The organism is Silvimonas sp. JCM 19000 (assembly GCF_054652575.1).
Map to the genome: position 1 here is coordinate 21,632 of NZ_BAAIHC010000025.1, position 22,400 is coordinate 44,031.

The 22,400-nt window shown below is 61.0% G+C and carries 22 protein-coding genes; 21 read left to right on the plus strand and 1 reads right to left on the minus strand.

Features of this window, described 5'->3' with window-relative positions; genetic code table 11:
* From murA to ACYQ1A_RS18150, 15 genes are all read left to right on the plus strand, one after another.
* The gene (gene murA / locus ACYQ1A_RS18080; protein WP_499364198.1) at window positions 1–1,251 is read left to right on the plus strand and encodes a UDP-N-acetylglucosamine 1-carboxyvinyltransferase; all 1,251 of its coding nucleotides are present in this window, start codon (window positions 1–3) and stop codon (window positions 1,249–1,251) included.
* Entirely contained in the window at window positions 1,248–1,658 is a 411-nt protein-coding gene (locus ACYQ1A_RS18085) for a DUF4870 domain-containing protein (protein ID WP_062222154.1), read from the plus strand. Before murA ends, ACYQ1A_RS18085 begins: the two co-directional genes overlap by 4 nt.
* 59 nt (window positions 1,659–1,717) lie before the next feature.
* A complete protein-coding gene (gene hisG, locus ACYQ1A_RS18090) occupies window positions 1,718–2,368 on the plus strand; it encodes an ATP phosphoribosyltransferase (protein ID WP_053936709.1) in 651 nt (216 codons plus the stop codon).
* A gap of 133 nt (window positions 2,369–2,501) precedes the next feature.
* Window positions 2,502–3,800, plus strand: a complete 1,299-nt coding sequence (gene hisD, locus ACYQ1A_RS18095; protein ID WP_499364202.1) for a histidinol dehydrogenase — start codon at window positions 2,502–2,504, stop codon at window positions 3,798–3,800.
* A gap of 42 nt (window positions 3,801–3,842) precedes the next feature.
* Window positions 3,843–4,436: an imidazoleglycerol-phosphate dehydratase HisB gene (gene hisB / locus ACYQ1A_RS18100; RefSeq protein ID WP_499364203.1), complete on the plus strand. Its 594-nt coding sequence runs from the start codon at window positions 3,843–3,845 to the stop codon at window positions 4,434–4,436.
* Window positions 4,437–4,469: 33 nt separating this feature from the next.
* The gene (gene hisH, locus ACYQ1A_RS18105; RefSeq protein ID WP_062222152.1) at window positions 4,470–5,108 is read left to right on the plus strand and encodes an imidazole glycerol phosphate synthase subunit HisH; all 639 of its coding nucleotides are present in this window, start codon (window positions 4,470–4,472) and stop codon (window positions 5,106–5,108) included.
* 49 nt (window positions 5,109–5,157) lie between these two features.
* Entirely contained in the window at window positions 5,158–5,901 is a 744-nt protein-coding gene (gene hisA / locus ACYQ1A_RS18110; RefSeq protein ID WP_062222150.1) for a 1-(5-phosphoribosyl)-5-[(5-phosphoribosylamino)methylideneamino]imidazole-4-carboxamide isomerase, read from the plus strand.
* A gap of 123 nt (window positions 5,902–6,024) precedes the next feature.
* A complete protein-coding gene (gene hisF / locus ACYQ1A_RS18115) occupies window positions 6,025–6,792 on the plus strand; it encodes an imidazole glycerol phosphate synthase subunit HisF (RefSeq protein WP_499364206.1) in 768 nt (255 codons plus the stop codon).
* Window positions 6,789–7,172 (plus strand): phosphoribosyl-AMP cyclohydrolase, encoded by a 384-nt coding sequence (gene hisI, locus ACYQ1A_RS18120; RefSeq protein ID WP_499364207.1) that lies wholly within the window; start codon window positions 6,789–6,791, stop codon window positions 7,170–7,172. Before hisF ends, hisI begins: the two co-directional genes overlap by 4 nt.
* A 238-nt stretch (window positions 7,173–7,410) precedes the next feature.
* Complete coding sequence (locus ACYQ1A_RS18125; protein ID WP_499364209.1) at window positions 7,411–7,740, plus strand: phosphoribosyl-ATP diphosphatase; 330 nt, start codon at window positions 7,411–7,413, stop codon at window positions 7,738–7,740.
* Between the two features lie 105 nt (window positions 7,741–7,845).
* A complete protein-coding gene (locus ACYQ1A_RS18130) occupies window positions 7,846–8,202 on the plus strand; it encodes a histidine triad nucleotide-binding protein (protein WP_499364211.1) in 357 nt (118 codons plus the stop codon).
* Between the two features lie 28 nt (window positions 8,203–8,230).
* Window positions 8,231–8,464, plus strand: coding sequence for a Sec-independent protein translocase subunit TatA (gene tatA / locus ACYQ1A_RS18135; RefSeq protein WP_062222148.1), 234 nt, complete (start codon window positions 8,231–8,233; stop codon window positions 8,462–8,464).
* A gap of 21 nt (window positions 8,465–8,485) precedes the next feature.
* On the plus strand, window positions 8,486–9,145 hold the full coding sequence (locus tag ACYQ1A_RS18140) for a twin-arginine translocase TatA/TatE family subunit (RefSeq protein WP_062222146.1): 660 nt from the start codon (window positions 8,486–8,488) through the stop codon (window positions 9,143–9,145).
* A gap of 3 nt (window positions 9,146–9,148) precedes the next feature.
* Window positions 9,149–9,901 (plus strand): twin-arginine translocase subunit TatC, encoded by a 753-nt coding sequence (tatC, locus tag ACYQ1A_RS18145; protein ID WP_499364213.1) that lies wholly within the window; start codon window positions 9,149–9,151, stop codon window positions 9,899–9,901.
* A complete protein-coding gene (locus ACYQ1A_RS18150) occupies window positions 9,898–11,667 on the plus strand; it encodes a PglL family O-oligosaccharyltransferase (protein ID WP_499364215.1) in 1,770 nt (589 codons plus the stop codon). The genes tatC and ACYQ1A_RS18150 overlap by 4 nt, the downstream gene beginning before the upstream one ends.
* Before the next feature lie 94 nt (window positions 11,668–11,761).
* Here ACYQ1A_RS18150 and ACYQ1A_RS18155 read toward each other — a convergent pair whose 3' ends face one another.
* Window positions 11,762–12,337 (minus strand): flavodoxin family protein, encoded by a 576-nt coding sequence (locus ACYQ1A_RS18155; protein ID WP_499364216.1) that lies wholly within the window; start codon window positions 12,335–12,337, stop codon window positions 11,762–11,764.
* A 444-nt stretch (window positions 12,338–12,781) separates the two neighbouring features.
* Between ACYQ1A_RS18155 and ACYQ1A_RS18160 the strand changes: the two genes are divergently transcribed.
* The 6 genes from ACYQ1A_RS18160 to ACYQ1A_RS18185 all read left to right on the plus strand — a co-directional run bounded on the left by ACYQ1A_RS18160 (window position 12,782) and on the right by ACYQ1A_RS18185 (window position 22,318).
* The gene (locus tag ACYQ1A_RS18160; RefSeq protein WP_499364218.1) at window positions 12,782–13,147 is read left to right on the plus strand and encodes a response regulator; all 366 of its coding nucleotides are present in this window, start codon (window positions 12,782–12,784) and stop codon (window positions 13,145–13,147) included.
* A gap of 4 nt (window positions 13,148–13,151) precedes the next feature.
* The gene (locus tag ACYQ1A_RS18165; protein WP_499364219.1) at window positions 13,152–15,296 is read left to right on the plus strand and encodes a chemotaxis protein CheA; all 2,145 of its coding nucleotides are present in this window, start codon (window positions 13,152–13,154) and stop codon (window positions 15,294–15,296) included.
* A 12-nt stretch (window positions 15,297–15,308) separates the two neighbouring features.
* Window positions 15,309–15,800, plus strand: a complete 492-nt coding sequence (locus ACYQ1A_RS18170; protein WP_062222123.1) for a chemotaxis protein CheW — start codon at window positions 15,309–15,311, stop codon at window positions 15,798–15,800.
* A 52-nt stretch (window positions 15,801–15,852) separates the two neighbouring features.
* Window positions 15,853–17,748 (plus strand): methyl-accepting chemotaxis protein, encoded by a 1,896-nt coding sequence (locus ACYQ1A_RS18175; protein WP_499364222.1) that lies wholly within the window; start codon window positions 15,853–15,855, stop codon window positions 17,746–17,748.
* 62 nt (window positions 17,749–17,810) lie between these two features.
* Window positions 17,811–18,506, plus strand: coding sequence for a chemoreceptor glutamine deamidase CheD (gene cheD, locus ACYQ1A_RS18180; protein ID WP_499364224.1), 696 nt, complete (start codon window positions 17,811–17,813; stop codon window positions 18,504–18,506).
* A gap of 92 nt (window positions 18,507–18,598) precedes the next feature.
* Window positions 18,599–22,318, plus strand: coding sequence for a DNA translocase FtsK (locus tag ACYQ1A_RS18185; RefSeq protein ID WP_499364226.1), 3,720 nt, complete (start codon window positions 18,599–18,601; stop codon window positions 22,316–22,318).
* Window positions 22,319–22,400 lie beyond the last annotated feature (82 nt).

A 22,400-nucleotide genomic window follows, 5' to 3' on the forward strand; every position in this document is an offset into this window, starting at 1 on the left:
ATGGATAAACTCAAAATCACCGGTGGCCGCCCACTCAATGGCGAAATCACCATCTCTGGCGCCAAGAACGCCGCCCTGCCGATTCTGTGCGCCAGCCTGCTGACCGCCGATACGCTGCGCCTGACCAATGTGCCGCAACTGCGTGACGTCAAGACCACGCAAAAGCTGCTGCAAGGCATGGGCGTACGGGTCATGACCGACAACGTGCACGAGTTCGAAATCACCGCCAACGCGGTTAACGAACTGTGCGCGCCGTACGATCTGGTCAAGACCATGCGCGCTTCGATCCTGGTGCTGGGCCCCACGCTGGCCCGCTTTGGTGAAGCGCAGGTGTCGTTGCCCGGTGGCTGTGCCATTGGCGCGCGTCCGGTGGATCAGCACATCAAAGGTTTGCAAGCCATGGGCGCGCAGATCGTGATCGAGCATGGTTATGTGAAGGCCCAGGGCAAGCTCAAAGGCGCGCGCATCGTCACCGATATGGTCACCGTTACCGGTACCGAAAACCTGATGATGGCCGCCGTGCTGGCTGAAGGCGTCACCACCATCGAAAACGCGGCGCGCGAGCCCGAAGTGGTCGATCTGGCTGAATGCCTGATCGCCATGGGCGCAAAAATCAGCGGCCACGGCACCGATACCATCTCGATTGAAGGCGTTAAAGCACTGCATGGCGCCACGCACGCCGTGGTACCCGATCGCATCGAAACCGGCACCTTTTTGTGTGCCGCCGCCGCCGCGCAAGGCCGCGTGGTATTGCGCAATACCCGCGCCAATATCCTCGAAGCCGTGCTCGACAAGCTGCGCGAAGCCGGTGCCTATATCGAAGCCGGTGACGACTGGATTGCGCTGGACATGAAACAACGTGCCAAAGCCGTCAACGTGCGCACGCTGCCCTACCCGGCCTTCCCGACTGATATGCAGGCGCAGTTCATGATGTTGAACTGCATTGCGGAAGGCACCAGCGTGATGACCGAAACTATTTTTGAAAACCGCTTTATGCACGCGCCAGAACTGACGCGCATGGGCGCCAACATCGCCACCGAAGGCAACACCGCCGTGGTGCAAGGCGTCAGCAAATTGTCGGGCGCCACCGTAATGGCCACCGATTTGCGCGCATCGGCTTCGCTGGTGATCGCGGGCCTGGTGGCGGAAGGCGAAACCATCGTCGACCGCATCTACCATCTGGACCGTGGCTACGAACATATCGAAGCCAAGCTCGGTGGTGTGGGCGCACAGATCGAGCGCATCTCGTGAGTTTGTTTACGCTGAATCCCAAGCCAGCCAACGAGGACAGCGATGGCAAGTTGCCGCCGCCCTCGCAGCTGGAAATCGGCTTTGCCATCATTGCGCATCTGGCCGGCGTGTGCTGGTTGCCGGTGGTGCCGATGCAGGTGCTGGCACTGGTGATTCCGTTTGTGATTCTGCAATTTGCGCGCGTGCATTCCGAATTTGTGGAACAGCATGCGGCGCAGGCCGCCAACTTTCAGTTGCTGATGGCGTGCTTTTATATCGTGGCGCTGCTGCTCACCGCCGCCACGCATAGCCCGCTCCCCTTGTGGTGGGTGGGCATAGGCTCGACCTTGTTTGCATTGTGGGAAGGGGCCAAAGCCATCAATGGCTGGCCCTCGCGGTATCCGGTTTCAATCCGGCTGTTCAAGTAAACTCGCCAGACGCCGCTTCATTAACATTCCAGGCCCGCAGCAAGCGGGTGGACCCGAACATGATCACCATTGCGTTATCCAAAGGCCGCATTTTTGAAGAAACCCTGCCCTTGCTGGCCGCTGCGGGCATCGTGCCCAGCGAAGCGCCAGAAAGCTCGCGCAAGCTGATCATCGGCACCAACCGTGACGATGTGCGCCTGATTATCGTGCGCGCTACCGATGTGCCGACCTATGTGCAATATGGCGCGGCTGATCTGGGCGTGGCGGGCAAGGATGTGCTGCTGGAACACGGTGGCGCCGGCGTGTATCAACCGCTGGATCTGGAGATTGCCAAATGCAGCCTGATGGTGGCCGTGCAGCAAGGTTTTGATTATCTGGGCGCGGTGCAGCAAGGCGCGCGTCTGCGTGTGGCCACCAAATACACTGATTGCGCACGCGAACACTTTGCCGGCAAAGGCGTGCACATTGATCTGATCAAGCTGTATGGCTCAATGGAACTGGCCCCGCTGGTCGGTCTGGCCGATTGCATCGTTGATCTGGTTTCGACCGGCGGCACGCTCAAGGCCAACAATCTGGTGGCCGTCGAACACGTGCGCGATATCAGCTCGCGCCTGATCGTTAACCAGGCCGCGCTCAAGCTCAAGCATGACCAGCTGCAACCGATCATCGATACCTTTGCCGCCACAGTGGCGGCACGACACCATTCCTGACCTCATCCCCTGGCCCTGATTCCGCGTGATTCCACAATAAACGCGTGGTCGGGGCGCACAAAGAACCGTTACCCCGGCACTGTGCCGCATCGGTATAATCGTTTTCCCCAGGTATCTAACCGGACCTTCGAACATGCTCCGCCGTCTTGATTCCCGCGCCGCCGAATTCCGTAGCCAGCTGCAAGATCTGCTGGCGTTTGAAACCTCGCAAGACCCCGAAGTGGATGCGCGCGTCGCCGCCATCCTCGACGACGTCAAACACCGTGGCGATGCGGCGCTGATCGAGTACACGCAACGCTTTGATGGCGTTGACGCCAGCAGCATGGCGCAGCTGGAAATCACGCAAGAACAACTGCAAGAGGCGTTCGAGCGCCTGTTGCCGCAGCAAAAAGACGCGCTGCAAGCGGCCGCCGCCCGGGTGCGCCGTTATCACGAACATCAAAAAGCCAGCTCATGGCAATACACCGACGAAGACGGCACGCTGCTGGGGCAGCAGGTGACGCCGCTGGATCGCGTCGGCATTTATGTGCCGGGCGGCAAGGCTTCTTATCCGTCCTCGGTGCTGATGAACGCCATCCCCGCGCATGTGGCCGGTGTGCCCGAAATCATCATGGTGGTGCCCACTCCGCGCGGCGAACGCAATGATCTGGTGCTGGCCGCCGCCTATATCGCCGGTGTAACCCGCGTGTTTACGCTGGGTGGCGCGCAAGCGGTAGGCGCCTTGGCCCATGGCACGCAAACCGTGCCGCAAGTCGACAAGATTACCGGGCCGGGCAATGCCTATGTGGCCGCCGCCAAGCGCCGCGTATTCGGCATCGTCGGCATCGATATGGTGGCGGGCCCGTCCGAGATTCTGGTGATCTGTGATGGCAGCACCGACCCGGACTGGATTGCCATGGACTTGTTCTCGCAGGCCGAGCACGACGAAATCGCCCAGGCCATTCTGCTGTGCCCCGACGCCGCCTTTATCGAACAAGTAGCCGCCAGCATCGAGCGCCAACTGCCCGAAATGCCGCGTGCCGACATCATCCGCGCCAGCCTGACCGGCCGTGGCGCGCTGATCCAGGTAAAAGACCTGCAGGAAGCCTGCGATATCGCCAACTGGATTGCGCCGGAGCATCTGGAATTATCGGTAGAACATCCGCAAATCTGGTTGCCGGAACTCAAGCACGCTGGCGCCATCTTCCTTGGCAAGTTCACCTCTGAAGCGCTGGGCGATTATTGCGCCGGCCCCAACCATGTGTTGCCGACCGCACGCACGGCGCGTTTTGCCAGCCCGCTCGGTGTTTATGATTTCCAGAAGCGCACCAGCCTGATCCAGGTTTCGGCCGCAGGCGCGCAAACGCTGGGCCGCATCGCCAGCACGCTGGCGCATGGCGAAGGCTTGCAAGCGCATGCGCGCTCGGCCGAATATCGCCTCGACGAAAAATAACAATATCCAATCAACGACTGTATATCCCTGAAGAGACTCGCAATGCGGCAAGCCCAGGTCACGCGTAATACGCTCGAAACCCAGATCACCGTTTCCATCAATCTGGATGGCAGCGGCACATCGAAGTTCGATACCGGCGTTCCGTTTCTGGAACACATGATGGATCAGATCGCGCGCCATGGTCTGATCGATCTCGACATCGTGGCCAAGGGCGATCTGCATATCGATGCGCATCATACGGTCGAAGATGTGGGCATCACGCTGGGCCAGGCGCTGGCCAAGGCGCTGGGCGACAAAAAAGGCATCCGTCGCTACGGCCATGCCTATGTGCCGCTGGATGAAGCGCTGTCGCGCGTGGTGATTGATCTGTCCGGCCGTCCCGGTCTGGATTACGGCGTGACGTATACCCGCGCGGCCATCGGCGGCTTTGATGTCGATCTGTTTGGCGAGTTTTTCCGCGGCTTTGTTAACCACGCTGCCGTCACCTTGCATATCGACAATCTGAAAGGCCAGAATGCGCATCATCAGGCCGAGACCATTTTCAAAGCCTTTGGCCGCGCGCTGCGTATGGCCATTGAGCACGATGACCGTATGGCGGGCGTTACCCCGTCCACCAAAGGCACGCTGGTCGGCTAAGCCGCGCCAGCCTGCATAGCAACGGGAACAGTTATGCGAATCGCGATTGTGGATTACGGCATGGGCAACCTGCACTCCGTAACCAAAGCGTTGGAACACGTGGCCGGCGATGCCGATATCGTGCTGACCGATGACCCGCTGGTGGTCGAGGCCGCCGATAAAGTGGTGTTCCCCGGTCAGGGCGCCATGCCCGATTGCATGCATTATCTGCAGAACAGCGGCCTGGAAAGTGCGGTGCGCGATGCCGCCAGCCACAAGCCGTTTCTGGGTATCTGCGTTGGTGCGCAATTGCTGTTTGATCACAGCGAAGAAGGCGACACCAATGGCATGGGCATCTTTGCCGGTGACGTGGTGCGGTTTCCCAAAGCCGCCATGGTGGATGAGCACGGCCAGAAGCTGAAAGTGCCGCACATGGGCTGGAACCAGATGATGATCAAGCGCGAGCACCCGCTGTGGGCCGGTATTCCCGATCTGGATCGCTTTTATTTTGTGCACAGCTATCACTTTCGGCCCAGCGATGACATCACGGTGATCGAAAGCGCTTATCCTTACCGTTTTGCCGCGGCGGTGGCGCGCGATAATATTTTCGCCATCCAGTGCCATCCGGAGAAAAGCCACCACGCCGGACTGCAGCTGCTCAAAAATTTCGTACACTGGGATGGTCGTCCGTAAACCGACGCCGTCACGCCTAATAACCTGACTTCATTGAAGTTTTTGCATCATGCTGATTATTCCTGCTATTGATTTGAAAGACGGCCACTGCGTACGCCTGCGCCAGGGCTTGATGGAAGACGCCACCGTATTCTCGGAAGAACCCGCCGCAATGGCGCGCCACTGGCTGGATGCCGGCGGCCGTCGTCTGCATCTGGTTGATCTGAACGGTGCGTTTGCCGGCAAGCCCAAAAACCTGGACGCCATCAAAGGCATCCTGCGCGAAGTTGACGGTCAGGTGCCGGTGCAACTGGGCGGCGGTATCCGCGATCTGGACACCATCGAGCGTTATCTGGATGCCGGCATCGATTACGTCATCATCGGCACCGCCGCGGTCAAGATTCCGGGCTTTCTGCACGAAGCCTGTGATGCCTTCCCCGGCCATATCATCGTCGGTCTGGATGCCAAGGATGGCTTTGTGGCCACCGATGGCTGGTCCAAGATCACCGAGCACGATGTGATCGATCTGGCGCGCCGCTTTCAGGATTACGGTGTCGAGAGCGTCATCTACACCGATATCGGCCGCGACGGCATGCTCAGCGGCGTCAATATCGAAGCCACGGTCAAGCTGGCGCAAGCGCTCACCATCCCGGTGATTGCCTCGGGCGGCCTGACCAACCTCGACGACGTGCGCGCCTTGTGTGCGGTTGAGCCCGAAGGCATCGAAGGGGTGATTACCGGTCGCGCCATTTACGAAGGCACCATCGACTTTGCCGCCGCGCAACAAGTGGCAGACGAATCGATTGCAGCCTGAGCGCGTCGATCCGGTGCGTTGATCAAGTCTCAAAGCTGGACCGGGCCGTGTGCCCGGTTCAGTCCGTTTCGCGTGGCGCCCGCGCCCGCTTCATCCGCTGTCCAAGCCCAGGCCTGCCACACCATGCCCTTAGCCAAACGCATTATTCCTTGTCTTGATGTCACCGCTGGCCGCGTGGTCAAAGGTGTCAATTTTACGGAACTGCGCGACGCCGGTGACCCGGTGGAAATCGCCAAACGCTATGACGACCAGGGCGCGGACGAGCTGACGTTTCTGGATATCACCGCGTCGTCGGATGACCGCGATCTGATTCTGCATGTGATCGAAGCAGTGGCGTCGCAAGTGTTTATTCCGCTCACCGTCGGCGGTGGCGTGCGCAAGGTGGACGATGTGCGCCGTCTGCTCAACGCGGGCGCGGACAAAATCAGCATCAACACCACGGCCGTGCTTAACCCGCAGGTGGTTAAAGAGGCGGCCGACAAGTTTGGCAGCCAGGCCATTGTGGTGGCCATTGATGCCAAAGCCGTGACGCCGGACAACAGCCGCTGGGAAATCTTTACCCATGGCGGCCGCCAGGCCACCGGGCTGGATGCGGTGGAATGGGCCATCAAAATGCAAGAACTGGGCGCGGGCGAAATCCTGCTGACCAGCATGGACCGCGACGGCACCCGCATCGGCTTTAACCTGCCGCTGACGCGCGCGATCTCGGATGCGGTGGATATTCCGGTGATTGCCTCGGGCGGTGTGGGCAATCTGCAGCATCTGGTCGAAGGCGTGAGCGAAGGCCATGCCGATGCCGTGCTGGCGGCGTCGATTTTCCACTTTGGCGAGTACACGGTGCGCCAGGCTAAGGAAGCCATGCGTGCCGCTGGCATAGAGGTGCGCCTGTGAGCTGGCTTGATGAAATCCGTTTTGACGGCAACGGCCTGGTGCCGGTAATTGCACAAGACGCCGAAACCGGCCGCGTGCTGATGTTTGCTTTTGCCAACCGCGAGGCGGTCGAGCTCTCGGCCGCGAAGCACACGGCGCATTACTGGACGCGTTCGCGCCAGAAGCTGTGGCACAAGGGCGAAGAGTCGGGCCATGTGCAGCACATCAAGGAAATCCGCCTGGATTGCGATGGCGACGTGCTGATTTATCTGATCCATCAGGATGGCGGCATTGCGTGCCACACCGGCCGCGAAAGCTGTTTTTTCCGCCGCCTTGAGGGTGATCAATGGCAGACGGTCGACGCCGTGCTAAAAGACCCCAGCGAAATCTACCGCGCATAAACCCAGGAAATCATAGGGTGGGTCTAGACCCACCAACCAAAGCCGCCAGCAAGCCGCTTTGCCCGCGATTTGCCATTGCCGTTTGCTTGACACCTACAAGAACGTGGTTCGCCCGCTTTGCGTATTTTGTTTACGGCTTTGAGTGGTGGGTCCAGGCGCACCCCATGCACGGCATCAGTCACGCGCAAGCAACGATTTCCCCCCTATAATTCGCTTTTTGCTTTCTGGACCCGCCCTTATGGTCTCCGCCGATATTCTTGAACGCCTGGATCGCACGCTCAGCGAGCGCCGCAGCGCGGACCCGTCCACGTCGTATGTGGCCAAGCTGTTTCACAAGGGGCAAGAAGCAATCCTGAAAAAGGTGGGCGAAGAAGCCGTCGAAACCATCATGGCCGCCAAAGATAACGACCGGCTGCATCTGGTGCGCGAAGTGGCTGATCTGTGGTTTCACACGCTGGTTTTGCTCAAGCATGAAGGCCTGAGCCATGAAGACGTGCTGGCCGAACTGGCCCGGCGCGAAGGCATTTCGGGCATCGAAGAAAAAGCCTCTCGTCCGAAGGAAGATTGAGGCTGCAGGCCGCGTTGAACTTTGCCATTTATCTCTGCCGAACTACAGATAAAGCACAAGCTCAAGCGCGATGACCGGCGGCGCGTCTATAAACTGGAGAACACAATGAGCGATTGCCTGTTTTGCAAGCTCGCCAACGGCGAAATCCCGACGCAAAAACTGTATGAAGACGACGATATGGTCGCCTTTAACGATATTCATCCGGTCGCAGACGTACATTTTCTGATTGTGCCGAAAACGCATCTTGATTCGCTGGCGCACGCTGATGCCTCGCATCAGGCCCTGCTGGGCAAAATGCTTCTGCAAGCGCCTAAGCTGGCTGAACAACAAGGCTTGAAAGACGGTTTCCGCACCGTCATCAATACGGGCAAAGGCGGGGGGCAGACTTTCTTCCACCTGCATATCCATGTCTTTGGCGGCGCGGGCCTCAATCCGCATATCGCTGAAGTCACCACCCAATGAGCGACACAACGTCGCAGGGAGCACTGAAATGGGTTCTTTGAGTATCTGGCATTGGCTGATCGTCCTGGCCGTCGTGGTCTTGATCTTTGGCACCAAAAAACTGCGTAACGTCGGCAATGACCTTGGCTCGGCCGTTAAAGGCTTCAAGGAAGGCATGGCCAGCGAAGACAAACCGGCCGCCCCGCCGCAAGTGACCGCCACCAAAACCACCGAGCTCGAAAGCGGCCGCGTGATCGATACCGCCGAGCGCGACAAACGCTAACCCAGCAAGGATAGCCAAGCCGTGTTTGATATCAGCCTGGGCGAACTGGCCGTCATTGGTGCCGTGTCACTGGTGGTCATCGGCCCCGAGAAATTGCCGAAAGTGGCGCGTACCGTGGGTATGCTGATCGGCCGCGCCCAGCGCTTTACCGCCAACGTCAAAGCCGACCTGGATCGAGAAATCGCCCAGGGTGAACTGGCGAAACTGGAGGCGGAAATCCGCACGCATGGCGACGAACTGCGTAACAGCATCGCGCAACCGTTCAGCGATGCCAAAGCGTCGTTGATCGACAGTACCGCCGAAGCCCGTGCGACCCTGAGCAACAGCAGCGCCGATGCCAAAGCGGCGTTGCTCGAGCCCACGCCAGAGCCACAACGGGCAGCACTGGAACGCGCACCCGTCACGGCTATGCCGGTGGCTGCGGCTTTGTCGCCGGAAGAAGAAGAACGCAAGCATCAGGCCGAGGCCAATGGCCAGGTTTATGTGCCGCTGGCGCAAGGTCAGGCCCTGGTGCCGCCGCCCGCACCTGCCGCACCGGTGCATACTCCACCGCTGGCCGAGGCTTTACCGCAAGCGCATATCCCGGAATACGCCCCACCCGTGGATGAGCGCCAGCTCGACCTGTTTGCCGCCCCCTCCGCCGCGCCTGCCGCTGGCGCTAACTCGCGAGATCGCCGCTAAGCCATGCAGCAATCCGATTTTCAGCCACTTCTGGTCCATCTGATCGAGCTGCGTACGCGGCTTGTGCGTGCCGGCATCGGCTTTCTGCTGGCGTTTGCAGTCTGTTTTTATTTCTCGGGCCAGATCTACGACTTTATGGTCCACCCGCTGACCTCGGTGCTGCCAGGGCAGAAGCTGGTCTCGATCGGCATTGCCTCGCCGTTTCTGGTGCAGATGAAAATGGCGGCCATGGCCGCTTTTGTCGTGTCGCTGCCCTGCACGCTGTACCAGGCCTGGGCCTTTGTCGCGCCGGGCCTGTATGTGCATGAAAAGAAAATGGTGCTGCCGCTGGTGGTGTCGTCCACCGTGCTGTTTTTCTGTGGCATGGCTTTCGCTTATTACGTGGTGTTCCAGACCGTATTCGGCTTTTTGTCATCGCATGCCCCGGCTTCGATGACATGGCTACCCGATTCCGACCAGTACCTCAGCTTTATCCTCGGCATGTTCCTGTCGTTTGGCGTGACCTTTGAAGTGCCGGTGGCGATTGTGCTGCTGGTATGGATTGGCGTGGTTACGGTGGAAAAGCTGCGCAGCTGGCGCCCGTATGTGATTGTCGGCTCGTTTGTGGTGGCTGCCGTCATCACCCCGCCCGATGCGTTGTCGCAATGTATGCTGGCCATTCCCTTATGGCTGCTGTTTGAAGTGGGTTGCGTGGTGGCAGGCTGGACTGGCCGCCGCAAAGTACCCGATGCCCAATCTGACCCATTAGAAGAATGAAACATTACTCGCTGCGTGTTTATCAGGCCCTGCTGTTCTTGCTGGCCGCCGTGCCTTGCGGCATTCCCTACCGTTATCCTCCCAACCCGGTATTCCCGTCCGAACTGGCGGCCTACGGCTTCTGTGGCCTGCTGATTCTGGCTGCCGCTTTGCTGCCGGCGCAACCGGCGCAAAAGCGCACCGGCTTGCCCCTGATGAGCCTGCCGTGGTTCTTGCTGGCCGCTGTACTGGCCATCCAGGTGGTGGTGCTGCCGCTGTATTACTGGTCGGAGCGCACCATCCCGCTGGCTTATCTGATTGGTGCTGGCCTGACTGTATGGAGCCTGGCACGCGCTCGCGATGAGTTTGGTCTGCGCCCGCTGGCCGAAGCGCTGGCGTGGGGTTTGCTGGTGGGTGCACTGTTCAACTCCGGCACGGCCGTGCCGCAAGTGATACAGGTCATCAAGAATGGTTCGGGCCTGGTATTTGGCAATATCGGCCAGAAGAACATGTATGGCCATTACCTGGCATGGGGCATTGCCGCTGCCGCGTGGTTGATGGCGGATCGCAAGCTACCGCTGTGGGCCTGGGCGCTGCTGACCAGTTGGCTGGCCCTGTCGACGGCGTGGTGCGGTTCGCGCTCCATCCTGGTCTATATCGGCGCCTGGATTGTGTTTGGCGGCGTGTTATTTGCCACCACGCGTGATTTCAACCGGCGCTTTGCCGGCTTTCTGCTGGCGTCGGCGGTGTTGATGCTGGCGATGCAATTTATCGCGCCCCTGATCAGCGCCGTCATCCAGTCATTTGAACACGCCAAAAACGCGGTGCCGACCGGCTTGTCGCGGCTGGACTCCAACGGCGCACGACGCCTGGTTGAATGGCAAAAAGCCTGGACCGTATTTACCGAGCATCCGCTCCTGGGCATAGGCTGGGGCGCTTATGGCGCAGAAAGCGTGCGGCTGCAGGTGATCCCCGCCTTTGCCCGGGTCGAAGAAAGCGTGCTGTTTACCCATTGCCATAACTCGCTGCTTAATCTGATGGCCGAAACCGGCATCGTCGGCACCGGTGTGGTGGTCGTCCCCATCCTGATGGCGTTTGGCGCGCTGTGGCGGCGGCGGCATGATGCGGTGACGGCGTTTGCCGCCTCGCTGGTCATCGTGTCCATCCTGCACAGCCTGGTGGAATACCCGTTGTGGTACTTCCATTTCTTTGGCCCGTTTGCAGTGATGGGTTTCTTCTTGTTTGATGCCACGCCATTCGGCACAGACAGCACCTTGCTGCGCCGCACCGTCGCCCTCGGCGCAGGCGCTTTGGTGATTGCACTGGGCATCGCGGGCACGCACTACTATGTGCAGCTGTACCCGATCATGGATACCTCGGATCACCCTGGCGAAAACGCGCGCCGCATGAAGATTCTGGAAGACCTGCGCAGCAACCCGCTGGTGGACTATTTTGCCGAATTCGGTTTGTCCAACTTTGTGACTGCCTCGCGCTCCGATATCGGCTGGAAACTGGGCCTGGTCAGCCGGCTCAACGCCGTCCACCCCTACCCCGGTCAGTTGTCGGACGAATCCATCATGCTGGCGCTGCAAGGCAAAGATATGGCGTTGGCGCATACGCGCATGCGTCAGGCGGTGTTTGCCTTCCCGGAAAGCCTGGGATATTTCCGCAACGAAGTCGCCAAATACCCGCACGAAGCCAATGTGCAGTTGCTGATGCGCGACGTGGAAGACGGCGAAGTAATGTTCGGCAAGCGGCCCTACAACCCGAGCGACGATGAGGACTAATCCACTCGCATCGTTACTGGTCTGAGCCAAAAAAAGCGCGGCGCCCTGGCAGGGCCCCGCGCTTTTTTATTGAGCTCAAGCGGCCACGCAGTGCTTAGCCGCGTGTCTTCTGCGCGTAATCGGCCACGCGCGCGCCATAGATTTTTGCGGTTTCCAGATCGCCCGGCAGCGGGCCTTCTTCGGGCGAACCATCGGACGGTGATTGCGCCAGCGCACCGGCAAAGCCAGCCAGATAATTGACGTCGTTACGCGTGGCCGCCTTGGTATTGGCGGGCATCAGGCCGGTGCCGATCCAGACCATGCCTTGCTGTTGCGACAGCGTAAAGAAATAAGTCAGCGTGGAGCCTTTGTCGCCGTTCATGCTGGCCGAGTTGGTAAACCCACCTGCCACTTTGTCTTTCCATTTGCCGCCAAACCAGGGTTTGGAAGACGCGTCGGCAAATTTCTTGAACTGCCACGACGGGCCGCCCATATAGGTGGGCGAACCAAACAGGATGGCATCGGCGGCTTCCAGCGCGGTCCAGACTTCATCGCCCAGATTGCCCTCGGCATCGATGGCGTACAGCGTGGCTTCTACCCCCGCCACACTGGCTGCCCCGGCATGGATCGCCTCAGCCTGCTTTTTGGTATGCCCGTAACCACTGTGATAAACCACTGCCACTTTAGCCATGCTTGTTGTCCTCATTGGGTTGGATGATTGATCTGAATAAAGCGTGATGGCGGATCAGTCCGGGATGGCGCCCCAGCTGCAATAGTCGCAGACGCAAGCGGGCGGCAACGCGGTTCATTATGGCCGCTGCCGCCAGCCCGGCAAGTGCTGATTCTTGAGCGAGTCGTTCAGTACGTTTGAAGAAGCCCGGCGGATGCGGCCTCAGCAGGTTGTTTTTGCACCACAACCGACCAACGGTTTTTGTCTGCCAAGCGGCTTCAGGCGCGCTGTAAGGCGGCTCGAATCAGCTAATGCTGATAAATGCTGTGTTTGCGGGGCTTTGGTACATTTCACACGCCCACTCCAGCTTACAAACAGGCTGGGAGCGGCCCTGGTTATCTAAAAACCGCCCAGCTCCGACAATCTGCTCCGTGTTCAACAAACCAAGACCCCGGAGCCGTCATCATGAGCAAAACCATACTGGCAGTGGACGATTCGCCCTCCATCCGTCAACTGGTGGGCTTTACCCTGCGTAACGCGGGCTACACCGTGACTGAAGCGCCGGATGGCAAAGCCGCGCTCGAGCTGGCGCGTAAAGGCAAGTTCGATCTGATCTTTACCGACGTCAACATGCCGGGCCTGGATGGCATTGAGCTGACACGCAGTGTGCGTGCGCTGCCGGGCTGGGCGGGTACCCCGATTCTGATTCTGACCACCGAAGCCAGCGACGAAATGAAGCAAAAAGGCAAGGCCGCAGGCGCCACCGGCTGGTTGGTTAAACCGTTTGATCCGGCCAAGCTGCTGGCCGCTGTTAGCCGCGTGATCGGCTAAGACGATGGCCGCCTCGGGTCTCGATCAATTTCTTGGCGTCTTTCTCGACGAAGCCGATGAGCATTTGGCTACCGTCGAAACGCTGCTGCTCGGGCTGGAAAACCAGCAACCGGACGCAGAAGACCAGAACGCCATTTTCCGGGCCGCCCACTCCATCAAAGGTGGCGCGGCAACCTTTGGCTTGCCCGACGTGGCCGAGCTGATGCACGAAGTGGAGTCCTTGCTGGACGAAGTGCGTCATGGCGAGCGCGCGTTGGATCGCGTGTTGTTTGAACTGGTTCTAGAAGCGGTCGACGTTATCAAATTGATGCTGACCGATTACCGCCAGCATGGCCGCTGTCTGGCGCCGCATGGCGTGATGCTGTTGCCGCGCCTGCGTGATCTGCTGGGCAACGCCGTGGCCGATGCGCCGGTGGTGCGTGCCAGCGCGCAAGACGAAAGCCCGACCCGCTGCACCCTGGTGGCACCGGCCGGCGAAAGCGTCGACATCATTGCTTTACTCGAATTACTTGGGGATTTTCGCGACAGCCGTTTGCTGCCGCCGGATAACCCCGACCAGCCTATCGTGATTGATTGCGCCACCGCCGCCGACGCCAGCCGTCTGCAAGGCGTGCTGGCGCGTGAATTGCGCGGCTGCACCATCATCCTGACGCCGCTAACCGCCGCGCAGGTGGCTGATGATGAAGGCTTTGGCTTGTTTGATGACGAACCGGTACGCGACATCCTCGATGACGGTTTCGGCTTGTTCGACGACGAGCCCGCCGCGCCGGTCGATGTGTTGACCGACGCTGATTTCGGTCTGTTTGACAGCGAACCCGTGGTGGCCAGCAACGCCATGCCGGTGCCCGCAGCCGAAACCCCGTTTGCCGGCTTTGGCCTGTTTGAACCCGCACCGCCCAAACCGGTGGCGCAAAAAGTGACCGAGACCGTGCGTGCCGCTGAAACGCGTGCCGCCGAAACCATCCGCGTTAACGTCGACAAGGTCGACCAGTTGCTCAACCTGATTGGCGAGCTGGTGATTACCCAATCGATGCTGGCGCAGTATTCCAGCGAACTCGACCCGACTCGCCACGAGCGTTTGTTGGCCGGTGTCGAGCAACTGCAACGCAACAGCCGTGATCTGCAAGAGTCGGTGATGGCCATCCGCATGTTGCCGGTGTCGAATATTTTCAGTCGCTTTCCGCGGCTGGTGCGCGAAACCGCCACGCGTCTGGACAAGAAAGTAACGCTGAAGCTGGTGGGCGAAAGCACCGAAATCGATAAAGGCTTTATCGAGAAACTGGCCGACCCGCTGACGCATTTGATCCGCAACAGCCTCGACCATGGCGTGGAAACCCCGGCGCATCGCCTGCAATGCGGCAAGCCGGAAACCGCCACGCTGACTTTGCGCGCGTTCCACCAAGGTGGCCATATCGTCATTCAGGTGATCGACGACGGCGCCGGTCTGGACCGCGCCCGCATTCTGGCCAAGGCCAAAGAACGTGATTTACCAGCCCATGACGGCATGCACGACGAAGAAGTGTGGAACCTGATTTTTGAGCCGGGTTTCTCCACCGCCGCCACGGTTAACGATCTGTCCGGCCGCGGCGTGGGCATGGATGTGGTCCGTCGCAACATCCAGCAAATGGGTGGCCGCGTGGATATCCAGTCGTGCTCAGGCATCGGCACCACGATTTCGCTGTATCTGCCGCTGACGCTGGCGATTCTGGATGGCATGGCGGTTGAAGTGGCCGGCGAAACCTACATCGTGCCGCTGACCTATATCGCCGAATCGTTGCAACCGCGCGAACAAGACATCAAGCAGGTCAGCGGCAAAGGTTGCTTGCTGCAGATCCGCGAAAACTATGTGCCGCTGGCCAGTCTGGCCGAGCTGCTGGGCACCGTGCCAGGCAAGCCGCATGCGCATGAAGGCCTGTGCATGGTGCTGCAGAACGATGACCGCCAGCTGGCGGTATGTGTTGACGATTTGCTGGGCCAACACCAGGTGGTGATCAAAAGCCTGGAAGCCAATTACCGCAAAGTGCCTTATATCAGCGGCGCCACGATTATGGGCGACGGCCGCGTGGCACTGATTCTGGATGTTGAATCTTTATTCCGTACTGGTCGTTCGGTCAGCACGGACACTTATGCCAGCGCGCTGGCGGCTTGAGGACTGACCGAAATGACTAACGCAACCACCACTTATGGCGCCGCCTGGTCGGCCAGCGACGAATATCTGATCTTTGCGCTGGGCCAGGAAGAATACGGCCTGGATATCCACAAGGTGCAGGAAATCCGCGGCTACGACGCCGTTACCCGCATCGCCAACACGCCCGACTTTATTAAAGGCGTGATCAATCTGCGCGGCACCATCGCCCCCATTGTCGACTTGCGCATCAAGTTTGGCTTGGGCGAAGTGCGCTACGACGACTTTACCGTGGTCATCATCCTGAACGTGGCCGATCGGGTGATCGGCATCGTGGTGGATGGGGTGTCGGATGTCACCACCTTGCCGGAATCCAGTATCAGCGCCATGCCCTCGCTCGGCTCAAGTATCGACCAGCGTTTTCTGGTAGGCCTGGGCACGCTGGACGAGCGCATGGTCATCCTGCTGGATATCGAACGTTTGATGACCAGCGACGAAATGCAGTTAGTGGAACCGGCTGCTGCCTGATTCCCTTTTATCTATCTCAATCATTTTTAAATCTGAATCAGGAGCAGCCAACATGGGTCTGTTTAACCGCCAAGCCGAAGTCCGCGCCGACCAACTCGCTAACGTCATCATGGCCATGGCCGATGGCAATTTTGATCAACCGCTGAACGCGGGCACGGATGCCACCAACACCCGCGTTTATGATGCGCTGCGTCGCCTGCAAGGCACCCTGCGCGACCAACGCGCCGAAGCCCGCCAGACCGAAGAACTGGAAGGCGCACTGCGCGGCATGATCCAGAAGCATCAGGATGGCTGGATCGATGAAGTCATCGCCACCAACCGTTTTAGCGGTACCCACAGCCGCATTGCGGGCGATATCAACGATCTGGTCGCCGCGCATATCGCGGTCAAGATGAAAGTGGTGGACGTGGTCACCGCTTATGCCCAAGGCGACTTCAGCCGTTCGATGGACCGGCTGCCGGGCAAAAAAGCCCAGATCACCGACGCCATCGACCAGGTGCAACGTGGCCTGCAAGAAGCCGACCATGCCACCAAAGAAGCCAACGATATTCTGGCCAGCATGGCGCAAGGCGACCTGAGCCTGCGCATGCACGGCACCTATCACGGCCGTTTTCAGGATCTGACCAGCAGCATCAACGCGGTGGCAGACAGCATGAGCGACATCATCGACGAAATGCGGCATATGTCGGCCGAGCACGAGAAGGGCGATATCGACGTGCAAATCAACGCCGAACGCTTTGCTGGCGCGTATCGCACCATGGCGCAAGGCGTCAACGAAATGGTCGGTGCCCACATCTCGGTCAAGAAAAAAGCCATGGCGGTGATCAAAGCCTTTGGCGAAGGCGACTTTAGCGCGCCGATGGAACAACTGCCGGGCAAGAAAGCGTTTATCAATCAGACCATCGAACAAGTGCGCGCCAATCTGCAAGCCTTGAACGCCGATGTGGTGATGTTGAACGAAGCCGCCGCGGCCGGCCTGATCGAAACCCGCGCCGATGTCAGCCGGCATCAAGGCGACTTTGCCCGCATCGTGCAAGGCATGAACCAGACGCTGGAAACGCTGGTGGAACCCATCATCACCGTTAAGGGCGCGGCCGGTATGGTAAATAACGCGGCGCGTGAAATCGCCGCCGGCAACAACAATCTGTCGCGTCGTACCGAAGAACAAGCCGCCTCGCTGGAAGAAACCGCCGCCAGCGTGGAAGAACTGACCGCCACCGTGAAGCAGAACGCCGCCAATGCGCAACAAGCCAGCCATCTGGCCTCGGAAGCCAGCGTGGTGGCGGGCAAGGGTGGCGACGTGGTCAACAAAGTGGTGACCACCATGGCATCGATCGACGAAAGCTCACGCAAAGTGGTCGAAATTATCAGCGTGATTGACGGCATTGCCTTCCAGACCAACATCCTGGCGCTGAACGCCGCCGTCGAAGCAGCGCGTGCCGGTGAGCAAGGTCGTGGCTTTGCGGTGGTGGCCGGTGAAGTGCGCAACCTGGCGCAACGTTCCGCCGCCGCCGCCAAAGAAATCAAAGGTCTGATTTCGGATTCGGTGGGCAAGGTGTCGGATGGCACGCGTCTGGTGGAAGAAGCCGGTCACACCATGACCGAGATCGTGAGTTCGATCAATCGCGTCAACAGCATCATGACCTCGATTGCCGATGCCTCGGCCGAACAAAGCTGCGGCATTGATCAGATCAATGTGGCCGTCACGCAAATGGACAGCATGACCCAGCAAAACGCCGCGATGGTGGAACAAGCCGCCGCCGCTGCCGAAAGCCTGCAAGACCAGGCCGCCGCACTGGAAATGGCCGTCGCTTCGTTCAAGCTGGGCCGCGATGCCCAGACCGATGCCCCGCGCCGTGCTGAAGTGATTGCGCTGGGTGCACGTCGCGTCTCGGGGGGGCGTGGTACCGCAGTGCAGATGGCCGATGGTGAATGGCAGCAGTATTAATCCAGTGATACACAGCCGGGCCGCATTGCGGTCTGGCGTGAACTACGCTGAATGACATTCGGGTGCGTGCTCGCAGGGGCACGCACCGTTGTCATTGCGGAGCACGAATCATCGCCAAACCCGCGCCACCGCCAGCCACCACCGGCCCGACGCCGTTTCATGACAACCGCTTCAATATCGAGGCGGTCAAGCTGATGCCGGGCGAATTCTTTGTCACCCAACGCGACATGATGCTGGTCACCGTGTTGGGTTCGTGTGTGGCCGCCTGTGTACGCGACCGCGTGAGCGGCGTCGGCGGCATGAATCACTTTATGTTGCCGGACGTGGCGCGCTTTCCCAACAGCGCCGAAACCATGCCGGCGCGCTTTGGCGAATACGCCATGGATATCCTGATCCGCCGCATCTTGCGCAATGGCGGCCGCATCGAAAACCTTGAAGCCAAACTGTTTGGCGCTGGCAATGTGTTGCACCAGTTAACCCAGGCCGACATCGGGCGCAAGAACGCGCAATTTGTGCGCACCTGGCTGGCACGGGCCGAAATTCCGGTGGTGGCCGACGACTTGCTCGACCAATATCCGTGCCGCGTGCACTACTTTCCACACAGCGGCATCGCGCTGGTGAAAAAGCTCACACGGCTGGCCAACGACACCATTTTCGAGCGTGAACGCGAGCTGCATCAAAGACTGGGCCGGATCGGGCCAGAGGCACTCGACGCCACCCCCACGCCGCCCGCGCCATCGGGCAAGCAAAGCGGGTGACGCCCGCGCCATACCGGCTTATGATGGCCGCTTTTGGCCCTACAGAACGAGCGTTCTCTCGCGTACCCGTTCTGCCTATCTGATTGCGCACCATGAAGCCACGTTCCGCCCGCTCTGCTCGCCCCTCCCGCCGGCTACCCATCCTTGCCCCGCTGCCGCTTGCTCTGCTTGTGGCGGCTTTGTTATGCGCGCTGTTCCAGCTAGTGGGTCCGGCCGCTTGGCACGCCATTCCCGGCCTTGGCGGCTGGTGGCTGGCCGCGGTGCTGGCCACGGCGGGCTGGCAAAGCCGCCATGAACAACGGCTGCCCGACTGGACCGCCCGCGGCTGGGCGGGTGCCGGGGTGCTGGTGGCTTCGGGTTGTGCCGCTACCCAGTTATTTGGCCTGACTCCGTGGGGCGGCCTGCTCACGCTGATCGGTGGCGCGGCAGTGGGCGTGCCGCTATGGCTGGGCATGGGCTGGGGCACCATGGCCGAGAACGTCGGCGGTACGCTGGAAAATGCCGTGCGCCGCGTTGGCAAAGACTCGCCGTTCTTGCACGATGATCCGGTCAAGACCCATATCCCGGCGGATTTCCAGCCGGATGCGGACGAGGACGACCTCGCTGCAAGCGCGCGCTTCAGCCAGCCTGCCGCGGCCCCCCGCGCGGCGCAGCTGGATATCGACGAAGACGAGATTCTGGAAGAACTGGATTCCCTCGGCATTGCCCCCACCACGCCAGGCAGTCGTAATGTGGACCCGGCGCCCGTCCCCGGTGCCCCTGCGGCTGCCGCGCGTGCGGCACCGCCCCCGCGCCCCGCTGAAACCAGAGCAGCTGAGACGGCACGCCCGGTCGAAGCCAGCAAGCCGGTAACGCCGAGCAAGCCGCAACCTCCTGCCATTGCCGCCGCGCTGGCTGCTGCCTCCGCCCGCATGGAAACGCGGGCCCCACGCACGCCTTCTGCTGATTTGCCCGTGATTACGCTGCCCAAGGCCGCGCCGGTGCCGCCACCGGCCCCGCCCAAACCCTTGCCGGTGCTGGACCGTGACCAGGTGCTGCATCCGCCCCGTCGCGGTGCCGCCCCGCCGCGCCCGTCGGCACCCCGTGCTGAGCCGCTGCCCTTTCTGGAAGCCGATGAAGTGCGCGAACGCCTGCAATCGCTGCATGGTGCCCGTAGCCAGCGCGTGACCGGGCCGACCAAGGCCTCAGCCGCGCCAGTGCCCACGCCGCCGCAACCGCTGAAAGTACGCACCCGCCAGCCCGAAAAAGTCCGCGTCGAGCCAACCTTGGCAACGCAGCCGTCGCCTTCCAACAGCGCTTTATATATCAGCGCGCGCGCCACCCCGGGCGAGGCCACGCCGACGGCACAGCCCCCCGTCACGCCGACCGCAGCGGCGCTTGAGCCTACGCTGCGCACGCCCACGCCGCTGCAACTGGAACCGCTGGAGCCCTTGCCGCCGCAAGCGCCCCCGGCATGGCTGGACGATGTGATTGCGCCCCTGCCCGCGCTGACGCCACAGCCAGCGCCGTTGCCGCCCGCGTTCGCCATCCCCGCCCCGCGCGCGGTGGCGCCGTTGGCCCAGCCTGCGGCCGCCAGCGCCGACCCGGTGCCGCTGTATGAAGTGGAAGAAGTGGAAGAGACCGTAGCCACCCCGCTGGTACAACTGTCGGATGGCCTGGAAGTCACCGAGATCGAGGCCCCCGTCGCTGCCCCACCCGCTCCGCTGACGGCCGCACCGGTCGAAACCGCGCAGGTCCGTGCGCCCGTGCTCCCCGAATCCGCGCCGATTGCACCGATTGTGCTGCCCCAGGCGCCTGCGTCAGCAGCAGCCGACAGCCCTGCGCCCGCCGCATTTGTCCCGGCCATGCTGGCACCGGTTGCCCAGCTGGAAACGCCGCCCGCCGCCATCGACCCCGAAGTAGACGACACCGAAGTCGACGACGCCGAAACGGACGCCGCTGAAGTGGACGGCGCTGAAGTGGACGACCACGTAGCGGACCAGGCCGCAGCCACAAGCGACCTGGCCCCCGCCGCAAACGCCCCGGCACCGCAAACGCAAGCGCCTCCGGCATGGCAAGCGCCGAGCGTGCCGTGGCCAGCGGACTCCACGTCCGTTGCCACCGAGCCCGATGCCGCCACACTGGCGTGGCAAGCGGCCAGCAGCCGCCTCGCGGCGCAGGAACAAAGCAGCGTCGCCGCCGCTTTGCTGGCGCTGGAACAAGCCAATGCCGAGCTGACCGATACCTATCAGCCGTCCGATTGGGTCAAGCCGATGCTGGAACCCAAGCCCGCGCCGGTCGCTGCGCCGTGGCCGCGCTTCGATGCCTCGTGCTTGCCCTCGCTGGATTTGCTGTCGCCGCCCGATGAGCAGATCGAGACCGTCAGCCAGGACGAACTGATCGATCGCGGCATCATCATCGAACAGCGGCTGGCTGAGTTCCGCGTCAAGGTCAACGTACTGGATGCCTACGCTGGTCCGGTCATCACGCGGTATGAAGTCGAACCCGCCGTGGGCGTGCGCGGCGCGCAAATCGTTAACCTGATGAAGGATCTGGCGCGGGCGCTGGGCCTGGCCTCGATCCGCGTGGTCGAGACCATCCCCGGCAAAACCTGCATGGGCCTGGAATTGCCCAACCCCAAACGCCAGATGATCCGCCTGAGCGAAATCCTGTCGTCCGAGCAATTCGACGCCATGGGCTCGCGTCTGACCATCGCGCTGGGCAAAGACATTACCGGCAAGCCCGTGGTCACCGATCTGGGCCGCGCACCGCATATGCTGGTGGCCGGTACCACCGGTTCGGGCAAGTCGGTGGGCGTTAACGCAATGATTTTGTCGCTGCTGTACAAGGCCACGCCGGATGAAGTGCGCTTCATCATGGTCGACCCCAAGATGCTGGAATTGTCGGTGTATGACGGCATTCCGCATTTGCTGGCGCCGGTAGTTACCGATATGAAGCTGGCCGCCAATGCGCTGAACTGGTGTGTGGCGGAAATGGAAAAACGCTATCGGCTGATGAGCGCGCTCGGCGTGCGTAACCTGGCGGGCTACAACCAGAAGCTGAAAGACGCGCAACGCGCGGGCCAGGTGCTGACTGATCCGTTCTCGATCAACCCGGATGAGCCGAAGGCGCTGGAACACCTGCCGTTTATTGTGGTGGTGGTCGACGAGTTTGCTGACCTGATGATGGTGGCGGGCAAGAAGATTGAAGAATTGATCGCGCGGCTGGCGCAAAAAGCGCGGGCAGCCGGTATCCATCTGATCCTGGCCACCCAACGCCCCAGCGTCGATGTGATTACCGGCCTGATCAAGGCCAATATTCCGACGCGGATGGCCTTCCAGGTTTCGTCCAAGATTGATAGCCGCACGATTCTGGATCAGATGGGCGCTGAAGCCTTGCTCGGCCAGGGCGACATGTTGTTCCTGCCCCCGGGCACCGGCTATCCGCAACGCGTACATGGCGCGTTTGTGGCGGATGAAGAAGTGCACAAGGTGGTTGAGTTCCTCAAGTCGACCGGCGAGCCCGATTACGTCGATGGCATCCTCAATGCCGGGTTTGATGCCGAAGGCGCGGCCAGCACGCCGGGCTGGGCTGAGGCGGGTGGCAGCAATGCGGCCGCCGAGGAATCTGATCCGCTGTATGACGAAGCGGTGCAGTTTGTGCTGAAAAGCCGCCGCGCTTCAATTTCCTCGGTCCAGCGCCAGCTGCGCATCGGCTATAACCGTGCCGCACGCTTGATCGAGCAAATGGAAACCGCAGGACTGGTCAGCCCGATGGAAACTAATGGCTCGCGCACGGTGCTGGCGGCGCCAAGCGCGGACTTCAGCGAATAAATCAGCGACGGCCGGGGCGTGCTCCGGCTGTCACCGTGGGCGCTGACCTCAACTGGACTTTGTGCCGCTGCCTGACTAATAT